This window comes from Pseudomonas sp. L7 (genome assembly GCF_046605565.1).
Taxonomy (GTDB): Bacteria; Pseudomonadota; Gammaproteobacteria; order Pseudomonadales; family Pseudomonadaceae; genus Aquipseudomonas; species Aquipseudomonas wayambapalatensis.
The window spans coordinates 5,124,479-5,138,293 of record NZ_CP176784.1 but is presented as its reverse complement, the minus strand read 5'-3'; the positions used below and the strand labels follow the sequence as shown (position 1 = coordinate 5,138,293).

The window sequence follows — 13,815 nt, the reverse complement described above, 5'->3', positions numbered from 1 at the left end:
CATCATGTCGAAACCTGAAGTCGTGGTGATCGGCAACGGGCCTGTACGGTGGCAGGACATCGCCGCCGTGGCCCGCCATGGCGCGCGCCTGGAGCTGGCACCGCAGGTCTGGGCGCGTATCGACAACGCCCAGGCCATCGTCCGGCGTATCGTCGACAGCGGCGAGCGCGCCTATGGCGTGAACACCGGCCTGGGCGCCTTGTGCAATGTCTCGTTGCAGGGCGAGCAGCTCAGCGCACTGTCGCGCAACACCTTGCTCAGCCACGCCTGCGGGGTCGGCCCGGCGCTGCCGGACGAACAGACGCGGGCGATCATCTGCGCCGCCATCGTCAACTACAGCCACGGCAAGTCGGGCCTGCAGCGTTCGGTGGTCGAGGCGCTGCTGGCGTTGCTCGAACATGGCATTACCCCGCAGGTTCCGTCCCAGGGTTCGGTGGGGTATCTGACGCACATGGCCCACATCGGCGTGAGCCTGCTGGGGGTGGGCAAGGTCAGTTATCGCGGGCGCCTCGTCGAGGCCGCCGAGGCCTTGGCCGATGCCGGGCTTGCGCCTGTGCAGCTGGGGGCCAAGGACGGGCTGTGCCTGGTCAATGGCACGCCGTGCATGACCGGCCTCGCCAGCCTTGCACTGGATGACGCCAGCCGCCTGCTGCAATGGGCCGATGTGATCGGCGCCATGAGCTTCGAGGCCCTGCGCGGCCAGATCGCCGCGTTCGACCCCGAGATCATCGCCCTCAAGCCACACCCAGGCATGCAAGTGGTGGGCGAGAACCTGCGCGCGCTGCTCGATGGCAGTGAAGTGATCGCCTCGAGCAAAGGCATCCGTACCCAGGACGCCCTGAGCATCCGCTCGATCCCGCAGGTGCATGGCGCGGCGCGCGACCAACTGGCCCATGTGGTGCGCCAGGTCGAGGCCGAGCTCAACGGCGCCAACGACAACCCGCTGCTGCTCGGCACACCGGACGATTTCCGTGTGGTCTCGCAGGCCAACCCCCACGGCCAGTCGGTGGCCCTGGCTGCCGACCTGCTGGCGATCGCCATGGCCGAGATCGGCTCGATCGCCGAGCGGCGTCTGGACCGCCTGGTCAATCCGCATGTCAGTGGCTTGCCGGCGTTCCTGGTCAGCAACCCGGGCGTCAACTCGGGGATGATGATCGCCCAGTACGTCGCCGCCTCGCTGTGCGGGCAGAACCGCCAGCTGGCGCAGCCCGCGGTGCTCGACAATTTCGTCACCTCGGGGCTGCAGGAAGATCACCTGAGCATGGGCACCAATGCTGCGCTCAAGCTGCACCAGGTGTTGGAGAACTGCACGCAGATCCTCGCCATCGAGTACCTGCTGGCCGCCCAGGCATTCGAATTCCTCAAGGAACAGCGTTTCGGCGCGGGCACCGACGCGGCCTGGCGCTTGCTGCGCGAGAGCGTGCCTGCCTACCTGCAGGACCGCTGGCTGGCGCCGGACATCGCCAGCACCGCGGCCTTGCTCAAGGATCCACGGTTGCCGCAGCCGCTGCTGGCTGCGCTGCACTAAACAAAATAACAAGGAGCATGAACATGGAAGCTTTGACCCTGACCCCCGGCCAGTTGACGCTGGCCCAGTTGCGCCGCATCCACCAGGCGCCGGTGCGCCTGAGCCTCGATGCCGACGCTGGTGCCGCCATCGACGCCAGCGTTGCCTGCGTCGAGCGCATTCTGGCCGAAGACCGCACGGCCTACGGCATCAACACCGGCTTCGGCCTGCTGGCCTCGACCCGCATCGCCAGCCACGACCTGGAAAACCTCCAGCGCTCGCTGGTGCTGTCCCACGCTGCCGGGATCGGCGCGCCGCTGGACGATGCGCTGGTGCGCCTGATCATGGTGCTGAAGATCAACAGCCTCAGCCGTGGTTTCTCCGGCATCCGCCGCAAGGTCATCGATGCGCTGATCAGCCTGGTCAACGCCGAGGTCTATCCGCACATTCCGCTGAAGGGCTCGGTTGGCGCCTCTGGCGACCTCGCGCCGCTGGCGCACATGTCGCTGGTATTGCTGGGCGAGGGCAAGGCGCGTTACCAGGGACAATGGCTGAATGCCAACGAAGCCCTCGCGGTGGCAGGCCTCGAGCCGCTGACCCTGGCTGCCAAGGAAGGCCTGGCCCTGCTCAACGGTACGCAGGCGTCCACCGCCTATGCGCTGCGTGGCCTGTTCCAGGCCGAAGACCTGTTCGCCGGGGCCATCGCCTGTGGTGCGCTCACCGTGGAAGCGGCACTGGGCTCGCGCTCGCCGTTCGATGCGCGTGTCCATGAGGTGCGCGGGCAACGTGGCCAGATCGACGCTGCCGCCTGCTACCGCGACCTGCTGGGCGACTCCAGCGAGATTTCGCAGTCGCACAAGAACTGCGGCAAGGTCCAGGACCCTTACTCGCTGCGTTGCCAGCCGCAAGTCATGGGCGCCTGCCTTACGCAACTGCGCCAGGCTGCCGAGGTGCTGGCCATCGAGTCCAACGCGGTATCCGACAACCCGCTGGTGTTCGCCGCCGAGGACGAGGTGATTTCGGGCGGCAACTTCCACGCAGAGCCTGTGGCCATGGCGGCCGACAATATCGCCCTGGCCATTGCCGAGATCGGCTCGCTGAGCGAACGCCGCATCTCGCTGATGATGGACAAGCACATGTCGCAGCTGCCGCCGTTCCTGGTGGAAAACGGCGGGGTCAACTCCGGCTTCATGATCGCTCAGGTCACCGCCGCCGCACTGGCCAGCGAGAACAAGGCCCTGTCGCACCCGCACAGCGTCGACAGCCTGCCGACCTCGGCCAACCAGGAAGACCACGTGTCGATGGCCCCGGCCGCCGGCAAACGTCTGTGGGAGATGGCCGAGAACACCCGTGGCGTGCTGGCCATCGAATGGCTGGGCGCCTGTCAGGGCCTGGACCTGCGTGAGGGCCTGAAGACCTCGGCCAAGCTGGAGCAGGCGCGCCAGACCCTGCGCCGCGAGGTGCCGCACTATGACCGTGACCGCTTCTTCGCGCCGGATATCGAGGTGGCGGTGGAGCTACTGGCCGACGGGCGCCTGACCGGGTTGCTGCCCGCCGGAGTACTGCCGAGCCTGTGATCGGTGTCGATGCCATCGCGGGCCGAGCTCGCTCCCGTAGCCGAACCTGCAGGCGCGGGCTCGTCCCGCGATGAGGCAATCAAGAACAACAATAAGGACGAACCATGCAACCAGCACAAGGACTCAAGCGCGGGCTGACCGCCCGACACATTCGATTCATGGCCTTGGGATCGGCCATCGGCACCGGCCTGTTCTACGGCTCGGCGTCGGCGATCCAGATGGCCGGGCCAGCAGTGCTGCTGGCCTACCTGATCGGCGGCGCGGCGGTGTTCATGGTCATGCGCGCCCTCGGCGAGATGGCCGTGCACAACCCCGTGGCCGGTTCTTTCGGGCAGTACGCCAGCACCTATCTCGGGCCAATGGCCGGATTCGTGCTCGGCTGGACCTATGCCTTCGAGATGATCATCGTGTGCATCGCCGACGTCACCGCGTTCGGGATCTACATGGGCTTCTGGTTTCCCGAGGTGCCGCGCTGGATCTGGGTGCTGGGCATCGTGTTCCTGATCGGCGGGCTGAACCTGTGCAACGTCAGGGTGTTCGGCGAGATGGAGTTCTGGCTGTCGCTGCTCAAGGTCGGCGCCATCGTTGCGATGATCGTCGCCGGCTTCGGCATCATGGCGTTCGGCCTGGGCCAGGCCGGTGGCGAAACCAGCGTCGGTGTCGCCAACCTGTTCGAGCATGGCGGCTTCCTGCCCAATGGTGTCGGTGGCCTGATCGCCTCGTTCGCGGTGGTGATGTTCGCCTTCGGCGGCATCGAGATCATCGGCATTACCGCCGGTGAGGCGCAGGACCCCAAGCGCGTCATCCCCAAGGCGATCAACGCCGTGCCGCTGCGCATCCTGCTGTTCTACGTGCTGACGCTGTTCGTGCTGATGTGCCTGTACCCCTGGCCACAGATCGGCACCCAGGGCAGCCCCTTCGTGCAGATCTTCAGCAACCTTGGCATCGGCTCGGCCGCTGCGGTGCTGAACGTGGTGGTGATTTCCGCGGCGGTCTCGGCGATCAACAGCGACATCTTCGGTGCGGGTCGCATGATGTATGGCCTGGCCGAACAGGGCCAGGCGCCGCGCGGGTTCGCGCAGTTGTCCCGGCACGGCGTGCCGTGGCTGACGGTGCTGGTGATGGGCGCTGCTCTGCTGCTGGGGGTGCTGCTCAACTACCTGATTCCGGAAGACGTCTTCCTGCTGATCGCCTCGATCGCTACCTTCGCCACCGTGTGGGTGTGGCTGATGATTCTGGTCACCCAGGTGGCCATGCGTCGGCGCATGAGCCGCGAGCAAGCGGCGGCGCTGGAGTTCCCGGTGCCGTTCTGGCCATGGGGCCCGGCGCTGGCGATTGTGTTCATGTTGTTCATTTTCGGTGTGCTCGGCTACTTCCCGAACACCCAGGCGGCGCTGCTGGTGGGCGTGGCGTGGGTGGTGTTCCTGGTGCTGTCCTACCTGTTGTGGTGCAAGCCGCGCTCAGGGCAGGGCCAGGTCGCCCGGGAGCAGGCCGAACTGCACCGCTGACTTGTGGAGAGCTTTATGAGAACCCTCTGGCAGCACTGCCACGCGGCCACCATGGCCAACGGCAGCTACTCGATCATCGAGGACGCGGCGATCGTCACCAATGCCGGGCTGATCGAATGGATCGGCCCCCAGGCCGAACTGCCGGGCGTCGATGCCGAACGCGTGGTCGACCTGGGCGGCGCCTGGGTCACTCCCGGCCTGATCGACTGCCACACCCACACGGTGTTCGGCGGCAACCGCAGCGGTGAGTTCGAGCAGCGCCTGCAGGGCGTCAGCTACGCCGAGATCGCCGCCCAGGGCGGTGGCATCGCCAGCACCGTGCGTGCTACTCGCGCGGCCAGTGAGGACGCACTGCTTGCCAGCGCCCGTCAGCGCGTTCAGGCGTTGCTGCGCGATGGTGTGACCACCCTGGAGATCAAGTCCGGCTACGGCCTGGACCTGGCCAACGAGCGCAAGATGCTGCGCGTTGCCCGACGCATCGCAGAAGAGCTGCCGGTGACCGTCCGCGCCACCTGCCTTGCCGCCCACGCGTTGCCGCCGGAGTACGCCGGGCGGGCCGACGACTACATCACCCATGTCTGCGACGAGATGCTCCCGGCCCTGGCCGCTGAAGGGTTGGTGGATGCGGTGGATGCCTTCTGCGAGCACCTGGCGTTCTCGCCGGCGCAGGTCGAGCGGGTGTTCATCAAGGCGCGCGAGCTGGGGTTGCCGGTCAAGCTGCACGCTGAACAATTGTCGTCGCTGCATGGCTCCACGCTCGCGGCGCGCTACCAGGCGCTGTCGGCCGATCACCTGGAATTCATGACCGAGGAAGATGCCATCGCCATGGCTCAGGCTGGCACCGTCGCCGTGCTGCTGCCGGGGGCGTTCTACTTCCTGCGCGAAACCCAGTTGCCGCCGATGGACGCTCTGCGTCGGCATGGCGTGAAGATCGCTCTGTCCAGCGACCTCAACCCCGGCACCTCGCCAGTGCTGTCGCTGCGCCTGATGCTGAACATGGGCTGCACCCTGTTCCGCATGACCCCGGAAGAAGCCTTGGCCGGTGTCACCCTGTACGCCGCCACGGCCCTGGGCCTGGGCGACAGCCATGGTTCGCTGGAGACTGGCAAGGTCGCCGACTTCGTCGCCTGGCAGATCGAACGACCTGCCGACCTGGCCTACTGGCTGGGTGGCGACCTGCCTAAGCGCGTGGTGCGCCTGGGCCATGAAATTTCCCACTGAGCGAGGCGTCATGGACAAGGTATTGAGTTTTCATCAAGGTCGCCTGCCGCTGCTGATCAGCATGCCCCACGCCGGCCTCAAGTTGACCCCGGCGGTCGAGGCCGGGCTGGTGGACGAGGCCAAAAGCCTGCCGGACACCGATTGGCATATCCCGCAGCTGTACGATTTTGCCCGTGAGCTGGGTGCCAGCGTGGTGGCGGCGCAGTACTCGCGCTTCGTCATCGACCTGAACCGACCGGACGATGACAAGCCGTTGTATGTCGGCGCCACCACGGGTCTGTACCCGGCGACGCTGTTCGAGGGCGAGCCGTTGTTCAGGGACGGCCAGGTGCCGTCGGCCGACGAGCGTGCCACCTACCTGGAGCAGATCTGGCGCCCTTACCACGGCACGATCCGCCAGGAGCTGGATCGCCTGCGTGCCGAATTCGGTTACGCGCTGCTGTGGGATGCCCACTCGATCCGATCGGTGATCCCGCACCTGTTCGAGGGCAAGCTGCCGGACTTCAACCTCGGCACCTTCAACGGCGCGAGCTGTGACTCGGAGCTGGCCGAACGGCTGGAGAAGGTGTGTGCCCAGGCGCCAGCCTATACCCATGTGCTCAACGGGCGCTTCAAAGGCGGACACATCACCCGGCATTACGGGGATCCGACCAATCATATCCATGCAGTGCAACTGGAGCTGGCGCAGAGCACCTATATGGAAGAGGTGGAGCCGTTCGCCTACCGCGAGGATCTGGCGCGGCCCACGCAGGAGGTGCTGCAGCATCTGCTCGCCAGCGTGCTCGAGTGGGGCAAGATGCGTTACGGCAAGTGAGGCCAGCCCCAGGCCGGAACAAAGCCGGCCTGGGGACGGTGCGGTGTCGCCAACACGTCACTCGCGTTCGGGGTTGGCCTGGATGGTCAGCTCCAGAATCAGGCGGGCCTCTTTTGCGTCCTTGTCACGCTTCAAGTTGTCGAACTCCGGCGCGAGTTGCTCCAGGGTGCTGTCGGGGAACTGCTCGGGCAACTCCAGTACCTGCGCCTGGTACTGCTGTTCGATTGCATCGAAGCGCGCCTGGTTGGTGTGGCGCAGGTAGCGAATCCATTCTTGGTTGCTGGTGGCGTAGTTCAGGAACGATTCGCCCTGTTCTTCGCGGTGCACCTGGTCCACGGCCAACGCCAGTTCGTTACGGCTGACGTCGGCAGATGCCTGATACAGCATGTTGTCGTCCGGTACGCCAAGCTTGAGTTCTTCGTTCAACCCACGTCGATAGGCCAGGCGCACCTCTGCCTCGTCGCGTCCCCTGGCCTTGTCCCGGGCGATCTCGTCCAGGCGGTGCAGGCGGTACAGGCGACGCAGCTCACGGTAGAGCGTGTGCTCCGAGTCTGCCGGCTCGGTCAGCAGGCGCCGGCCGTCGATCAGCAGTTCGATGTTCTGGAACACCAGCAGCGCGCCGTCATGGCAGGTCTGGCTGCCGGTGTCGGGCTGTACCAGGGCCTCCTCGGCCACGGCGTTGAACAGCAGACGCTCCTCGGTAATGACCGAGGCCTTGACCAGCATCAGACGCACGCGCTCGCAGAACGATTGGCGGGTCTGCCCGTTGCGATAGGGGGCGGCCTGGCGCAACCGGCCGACCAGCGCCAGCAGGTTGGCGGCCTCACCGCCTTCTTCGAGGGTATCCCAGGCGCTTTTCAGGGCTTCGTTCTGCGCCTCTGTGCCGAGCAACCAGTCGTCGATGTTGGGCAGATCGTTATCGACCGAAAGCATCGGGTTGTGCAGGTGCCCGCCAGCCATTTCATCATCTGAGGAGGTGAGCAGGAGCAGGTCGTCGGGCATGTCCATGGCGAAGGTGTAGCTGTGCTGGCTGTCCGACGAGGTGCGCGCGCGCATCATGGTGTCCATGCTCAGCGGGTTACCGAACAAGGCGATCGATGAGATCGGGAAGTCGTTGTTGATGTTGCTGAGAATGTGTTCGGGAAGTGCAGTGAGCTGATTTTCACTGAGATCCAGCATGTCCATCGGCAGCAGGCTGTCGACCCAGGTCGGCCAGTGCTGCAGGCCCATGTTGTTCAGGTCGAGGCGGCGCAGGTTGCGCAGCCCTTCGGGCACTTGGGTGATGCTACCCATGCGGTTGCCGCCCAGGTCCAACAGCGTCAGGTTGCTCAAGTGGGCGAGGGTTGCAAGCAGGTTGTCGTTCACCTCCAGGCCCATGTCACGTATCGAGAGGTAGGTCAGGTTTGGCAGGCGCAACAGTGCCGTGGGCAGGGTCTGGGTGGCGCCGATGTACTCCACCAGGTTCAGGCTCTCGACGTTCGGCAGCCGGGCGAAGAACGTGTTCAACTGCTCCGTGGTTCCGCTGGCTCGGGATATGGACAGGTTGCGCACCCGCTCGTTGAAGAAAGCCGGCAACTGTGGCGGGAAATGCCCCAGGTCCATGTCTTCCAAGCGCAAGGTCGTCTGGGTCAGGCCTTGTTCCTGGCTTTGCCAGAAGGTGCTCAACGCGGAGCCGATACGGCGGCGGGCAAGCGTCGCGGCTTGGCTTAGCGGTGCGCTCGAACTGGAGGCGTTGGCCCACTGGTCGATGGCCTCGTGCAGCGCCTGGCGTTGCTGGATGTGTTGGTCCAGGCGGGTGCGCAGGCTGGGTGAGATATCGACCGCGATGTTGGGCGTCGATGTGTCCTGGGCCAGCAGCAGGCGCAGCAATTGGTCATCGCTGATGCGGTTGCCTTCCAGTGAGATGACGGTGCGTGGGCGTGCGTCGGCGTGGCTGCCGAACAGCATGCCAGGCAGTACCCGCAGGTTGTTGTCGCGTAGCGACAGTTCGCCGATGTTCGCCAGTGACCCCAGGCTCAGACCCTGCGGCCATTGGTCGAGGGTCATACGGTCGAGGCCAAGGTAGTCCAGCGTGAGCTCGCGAAAATCCGGGCGGTAGCGTTCTGAAAGGCGGTTGCCGCCGAGGTCCAGGCGACGCAGACGGCGTAGACCGGCGAGGCTGTTGATGTCGCTTTCGGACAGTTGCAGGTTCTGGTTCAGCAGGCTGAGCGATTCGAGCTCGGGGAAGTGCGTGGCCATCAAGCCGACGCTGAACAGTAATTGGGAGGGGGCCGCGGTTTCCGAGTAGGGGCGGCTGATTTCGAGTGAGCGCAAGCCTGGCAACTGTTGGAACAGGTTGTTCAGGTGCCGTTCGTATACTGCCCAACCCACGCTATTGCCGAATGACGGCTCGGTCAGTTGCAGGTGCGTGATCGTTGCGCTGAGGAAGTCGGGCAGGCCTGCGGGGAAGCTGCTGAGGTCGATGCGCTCCAGGTGCAGTGGGGCTTGGGTGTCGCCGAGGCTGGGCAATGCGTTGCGGTGCCAATGATTCATGAAGCGTGCCTGAAGCTCGGAGAACGCTTGGGGCGCAGTGAGGGTGTCAGGGTGGACCGTCGTGCGCCAATCGTCCAGCCAGCGCTGCAGGGTGGTGCGTTGTTCTTGCAGCTGGCGCAGGCGGTTATGGATGTCCGAGCGGTTCATGCCGCTGGTTTCAAGGCGGGTCAGGATCTGTTCGGCCGAGTGGGAGAGGTGTTCCGGCAGTTCAAGGGTGCGGATGATGCGCAGCAGGGTATGGCGTGTGAAATGCCCCCCGGCCGCACCTTGGCCGCCCAGCGGGTAGCCGATGCGTCCGTCGGCCAGGCGCATCGGTGAGCGGTAGCCCGAGTTCAGCGGTTGCATGCCCAGCAGGCGTCTGAGTGCAGGGCGCGGCAGGGGGGTGGCCTGGATCAGGCGTTTCAGGGCAAGGGCTTGTTCGGCATCGTTGCCCGTCAGTGTTTTGCGCAGTGCGGCGGGTATCACTTCGAGCAGCGCGCTGTACAACGAGGCGTGTGTGGACAAGTCGATACCCGTGGCGGCACTCGATTGCGCAAGGTAGCCCGCGGCGGTGCTGACCACGGTCTGGCCCTGCGTGTCGGCTGCACCGATCTCGAAGCTGCCGCCAGGCAGCTGCTCCAGGGTCATGCGGGTGCCGGCTGGCCAGTCGGACAACCGCTCCAGCGTGTACAGCGCCAGCCGCTCGCTATCGGCGTTGCGCACCGAGTCCAGGTACAGCCCCTCGTAGGCCCGCGCCAGGCGCACCTGCTGCTGATAGATGCGTATTTCCTGGGCCAGGCGGTAGGGCACCTTGGCCTGTGCCAGGGTTTGCAGTTCCTCGGGCGTGGCGTGGCGCAGCAGTTCCTCGACGATGACACCCGGTAGTTGCGGGTAGCGCTGGCGGATGACCTCTGCGGATGGCATCGCTGTGCTCGACAAGGCGCTGTAGCGCTTGGCGAATTCGGCCTGGGCCTTGTGTGGCTCGGCGTAGGCGGGCGCCTGGCTGATCTGCTGGTCCAGCTTGAAGCGCGTCAGGGTGTCTTCCAGCAGTGCGGGAAGCCGTTGATTCTCGGTGACGATCCGGCGCAGTACGTCTTCCCGGGTATCGCTGATCTCCAGAATGCGGCTGATGGTTGCATCGTCGAACGCCGTGGCCAGCGGGCTGGCGCGACGCATGAGGGCGGGTGCCTGCCAGGTCAACGGCTGGTCCAGTTCGTGCTGCCAGGCACCGGCACCATTGTGACGCAGGCTGGGCTGGTAGCTCTGCGGGTTATGCGGGTGTTCGAGTCGATACTCACCGGTATGCGCCGCCTGGGTCAGCGAATAGTGGGTGCCGTCCAGCGCCAGCCAGGTCTTGCCTTGGTGGTGGTAAAGGCCGAATTCATCTGGCTGCAGGTCGGCGGGCAACAGGATGTCGTGCGCGAACGGTCGCAGGTCGGGCGCCCACAGGCGGGTCTGGCCATTGGGCAGTTCGATAGGGGTGAGCTCTTCTATGAACGAGGGCGTTTCCACCGCAACGCGCTCGAGCGCCGGTATCTCGCCTGTGCCGCCGGCGGCCCCCAAGGCGGCGGTGAGCGCCACGTTCTCGACCACGTCCATCAGATACTCGAATGCCTGTTGCTGGTCGCCGTTGGCCCAGCTGTCGAGACCCTCGAAAATCTCATAGCTCAGTTGGATCGCGGCCACACCCATCATCACTTGGCCCAACACGGGTACGAAGAAGCCGCTGATGTTGAGGGCGTTGAAGGCCAACTGGGTGAAGTAGGCTCGACGCTTTGTGGCGGTCTTTTCGTCTTCGACGGCGGTGGGCACCGCGTGGAATGCCGCGTCGTCCTTGAGTCGCTGTTGCTTCTGCTCGACCAGGTGCGTGAGCAGCGGCTTGCGAAAAGGCTTCAGGGTTACGGGTACCCAGGCTTCGGGGTCGCGTACCCGCTCGACCTGGCGTTCTTGGCCGTTGGGGGTAGGTTTCAACGTGCTCCAGTCGATGGGCCGCAGACAGTCGATCAGCTTTTCGACGAAGGTGGCGCTGTCACGCGCCGACACTGCGCGCTTGAGCTGGCTGTCCGGCATTTTCCCCAATTGCTCGCGCAAGTGGGCCTGCGCCTCGTGCACCGAGTGGTGCTGTTTCAAGGGTATGGCGCTGCCGGGAAGGTAGGTGACAAGGAGGCCTTTGTACGGCAACAGCAGCGGATCGTAGATCAGCAGTTGTTCGGGGGAGGGGACTGCGCCGATGACCATGGCTCCGGTCAATGGCACCCCGAACAGCGCCAGTGCGGCGCAACGCACCGGGCTGCCCTGGTACTCGGCCGACGTGTCCTCGACGAGGCTGAGCAGTATCGAATGCAGCTCGGCGTCGATCGCTTGGCTGAGGCGGGCTTTGTGCACTTCCACGCGCAAGGCCGCCTGTTCGGTAGCGCGCAGCGCTGGCGCTGCGGTGTTCAACAGGTCGGCGATCAGCGTCTGGTACTGGCCGCCGATATCCAGTTCACGGCTCAGGGCTGCGAACTCATGGGGCGCGATGGCTAGTTGCTTTCCGACAGGAGTGAGGAACCTGAAGACGTTGCTGTCGACTACGGCCGCGCTGAGCGATTGTCCATCCAGCCCATTGGGCTGGGCTTCGGCCTCCTCGAAGTTCTGCAGCGCGCAGTGCAACAGCGATTGAGTGGCCAGCTTCAGCGCGCGCTGCCCGTCGACGACGGGGTCGCCTTCCAGTTGCGCCTTGTAGGCTTCGGCCTTGCTGGCATTGATCAGGTAGTGGGTGGCCACGTCGAGGGATAGCCTGAACCGCGTGTGAATCGCCTGTTGCAACTGCTGGGTGGCGAACGCAGTCAGCGCCGGGAGCGCGCTCATTTGTGCATCGAGCTTTGCACTTTGGGCCTGGTAGTCGGCATAGGCTTGGGCGAGGTCATGGGTCGTGGCGTTGGCCTGCGCGAACCAGGCCGGCGGAGTTTTGAGGGTTTTGCGCATGACGGCGTGCATGCGGGCGGGGGTCGTGCGCATCCACGACGGCATCTTGTGCTCGATCAGGGCGTGGGGCGTGAGGGGGGCTGGCTTGTTCATGGCGGTGTCTCATGGGAAAACACCGATGCTAGTGAGCCACGCAGGCCAGGCTGACATAACAGTTTATGGGGGCCTTGAGACAATGATCGGGCATGCCCATCACACGGGTACATGCTCAAAGCGCAATTCAGGTTTATGATGGCCCTCGGCCGAACAATCCCCACACGGAGTGCGCAATGCAGACCCTCTACCCGCAGATCAAACCCTACGCCCGGCACGATCTGGCCGTGGAAGCGCCGCACGTGTTGTACGTCGATGAAAGTGGTTCGCCTGAAGGTTTGCCGGTGGTGTTCATCCACGGAGGTCCGGGCTCGGGCTGCGACGCCCAGAGCCGTTGCTACTTCGACCCCAACCTCTACCGCATCATCACCTTCGACCAGCGCGGCTGTGGGCGCTCCACGCCGCACGCGAGCCTGGAGAACAACACCACCTGGCACCTGATCGAAGACCTGGAGCGCATCCGCGAGCACCTGGGCATCGACAAATGGGTGCTGTTCGGTGGCTCCTGGGGCTCGACGCTGGCGCTGGCCTACGCCCAGACTCACCCCGAGCGCGTGCATGGCCTGATCCTGCGTGGGATCTTCCTGTGCCGTCCCCAGGAAATCGAATGGTTCTATCAGGCGGGCGCCAGCCGTCTGTTCCCTGACTACTGGCAGGACTACATCGCGCCGATCCCGGCGGATGAGCGCGGTGACCTGGTCAAGGCCTTCCACAAGCGCCTGACCGGCCACGACCAGATCGCCCAGATGCAGGCCGCCAAGGCCTGGTCGACCTGGGAAGGCCGCACCGCCACGCTGCGTCCCAACCCGCTGGTGGTCGATCGTTTCTCCGAGCCTCAGCGCGCGCTGTCGATCGCCCGCATCGAATGCCACTACTTCATGAACAATGGCTTCCTCGAGCCGGACCAGTTGATCCGCGACTTGCCGAAGATCGCCCACCTGCCGGCGGTGATCGTGCATGGCCGCTACGACGTGATCTGCCCGCTGGACAACGCCTGGGAGCTGCACCAGGCCTGGCCGAACAGTGAACTCAAGGTGATCCGCGATGCCGGCCACGCCGCATCCGAGCCGGGCATCACCGATGCCCTGGTACGCGCCGCCGACCAGATGGCCCGTCGCCTGCTCGACCTGCCCCTGGAAGAAGCATGAAGGGCCTGCTGCAGCGTGTACGCGCAGCTCGGGTCGAAGTCGAGGGCGAGATCGTCGGCGCGGTAGACCAGGGTTTGCTGGTGCTGGTGGCGGTCGAGCCTGAAGATACCCGCGAACATGCCGATAAGCTTTTGCACAAGCTGCTGAACTACCGGGTGTTCAGTGACCCGCAGGGCAAGATGAACCTGTCGCTCAAGGATATCGGCGGCGGGCTGCTGCTGGTCTCGCAGTTCACCCTGGCCGCCGACACCCGTAGTGGCATGCGGCCAGGTTTTTCGACGGCGGCACCGCCTGCTCTGGGGGCCGAGCTTTTCGACTATCTTTTGCAGCAGGCTAAGCTTCAGCACTCGAACGTCGAGAGTGGCCGTTTTGGTGCAGACATGCAGGTTCACCTGGTCAATGATGGCCCCGTAACATTTATGTTACAAATATGAGCCGCAAAAACCCCTTGTTTGTAGGAAAACAAGGG

The 13,815-nt window shown here is 64.9% G+C and carries 8 protein-coding genes; 7 read left to right on the top strand and 1 reads right to left on the bottom strand.

What is annotated here, in order from left to right; translation table 11 throughout:
* The first annotated feature begins 4 nt into the window (after positions 1-4).
* From hutH (ACK3BK_RS23485) to hutG, 5 genes are all read left to right on the top strand, one after another.
* Positions 5-1,528: a histidine ammonia-lyase gene (gene hutH / locus ACK3BK_RS23485; protein ID WP_411383417.1), complete on the top strand. Its 1,524-nt coding sequence runs from the start codon at positions 5-7 to the stop codon at positions 1,526-1,528.
* A gap of 23 nt (positions 1,529-1,551) precedes the next feature.
* Positions 1,552-3,084, top strand: coding sequence for a histidine ammonia-lyase (hutH, locus tag ACK3BK_RS23480; RefSeq protein ID WP_065863882.1), 1,533 nt, complete (start codon positions 1,552-1,554; stop codon positions 3,082-3,084).
* A 104-nt stretch (positions 3,085-3,188) separates the two neighbouring features.
* A complete protein-coding gene (locus tag ACK3BK_RS23475) occupies positions 3,189-4,592 on the top strand; it encodes an amino acid permease (protein ID WP_186665773.1) in 1,404 nt (467 codons plus the stop codon).
* 15 nt (positions 4,593-4,607) lie between these two features.
* Positions 4,608-5,813 (top strand): imidazolonepropionase, encoded by a 1,206-nt coding sequence (hutI, locus tag ACK3BK_RS23470; RefSeq protein WP_186665775.1) that lies wholly within the window; start codon positions 4,608-4,610, stop codon positions 5,811-5,813.
* A 10-nt stretch (positions 5,814-5,823) separates the two neighbouring features.
* Positions 5,824-6,627, top strand: a complete 804-nt coding sequence (gene hutG, locus ACK3BK_RS23465; RefSeq protein WP_186666104.1) for an N-formylglutamate deformylase — start codon at positions 5,824-5,826, stop codon at positions 6,625-6,627.
* A gap of 57 nt (positions 6,628-6,684) precedes the next feature.
* Here hutG and ACK3BK_RS23460 read toward each other — a convergent pair whose 3' ends face one another.
* Complete coding sequence (locus ACK3BK_RS23460; protein ID WP_411383416.1) at positions 6,685-12,198, bottom strand: dermonecrotic toxin domain-containing protein; 5,514 nt, start codon at positions 12,196-12,198, stop codon at positions 6,685-6,687.
* 176 nt (positions 12,199-12,374) lie between these two features.
* On the opposite strand from ACK3BK_RS23460, the gene pip reads away from it, so the two are divergent.
* Positions 12,375-13,346 (top strand): prolyl aminopeptidase, encoded by a 972-nt coding sequence (gene pip / locus ACK3BK_RS23455; RefSeq protein ID WP_186665779.1) that lies wholly within the window; start codon positions 12,375-12,377, stop codon positions 13,344-13,346.
* Positions 13,343-13,780 carry a D-aminoacyl-tRNA deacylase gene (gene dtd / locus ACK3BK_RS23450; RefSeq protein ID WP_065863878.1) on the top strand — a complete coding sequence of 146 codons (438 nt, stop codon included), beginning with the start codon at positions 13,343-13,345 and terminating at the stop codon, positions 13,778-13,780. The genes pip and dtd overlap by 4 nt, the downstream gene beginning before the upstream one ends.
* Positions 13,781-13,815: the final 35 nt, after the last annotated feature.

What these genes read in the sequence shown, in the direction of transcription:
- hutH (WP_411383417.1), top strand. Translation starts at nt 5, where the DNA reads ATGTCGAAACCTGAAGTCGTGGTGATCGGCAACGGGCCTGTACGGTGG.
- hutH (WP_065863882.1), top strand. Translation starts at nt 1,552, where the DNA reads ATGGAAGCTTTGACCCTGACCCCCGGCCAGTTGACGCTGGCCCAGTTG.
- ACK3BK_RS23475 (WP_186665773.1), top strand. Translation starts at nt 3,189, where the DNA reads ATGCAACCAGCACAAGGACTCAAGCGCGGGCTGACCGCCCGACACATT.
- hutI (WP_186665775.1), top strand. Translation starts at nt 4,608, where the DNA reads ATGAGAACCCTCTGGCAGCACTGCCACGCGGCCACCATGGCCAACGGC.
- hutG (WP_186666104.1), top strand. Translation starts at nt 5,824, where the DNA reads ATGGACAAGGTATTGAGTTTTCATCAAGGTCGCCTGCCGCTGCTGATC.
- ACK3BK_RS23460 (WP_411383416.1), bottom strand. Translation starts at nt 12,198, where the DNA reads ATGAACAAGCCAGCCCCCCTCACGCCCCACGCCCTGATCGAGCACAAG.
- pip (WP_186665779.1), top strand. Translation starts at nt 12,375, where the DNA reads ATGCAGACCCTCTACCCGCAGATCAAACCCTACGCCCGGCACGATCTG.
- dtd (WP_065863878.1), top strand. Translation starts at nt 13,343, where the DNA reads ATGAAGGGCCTGCTGCAGCGTGTACGCGCAGCTCGGGTCGAAGTCGAG.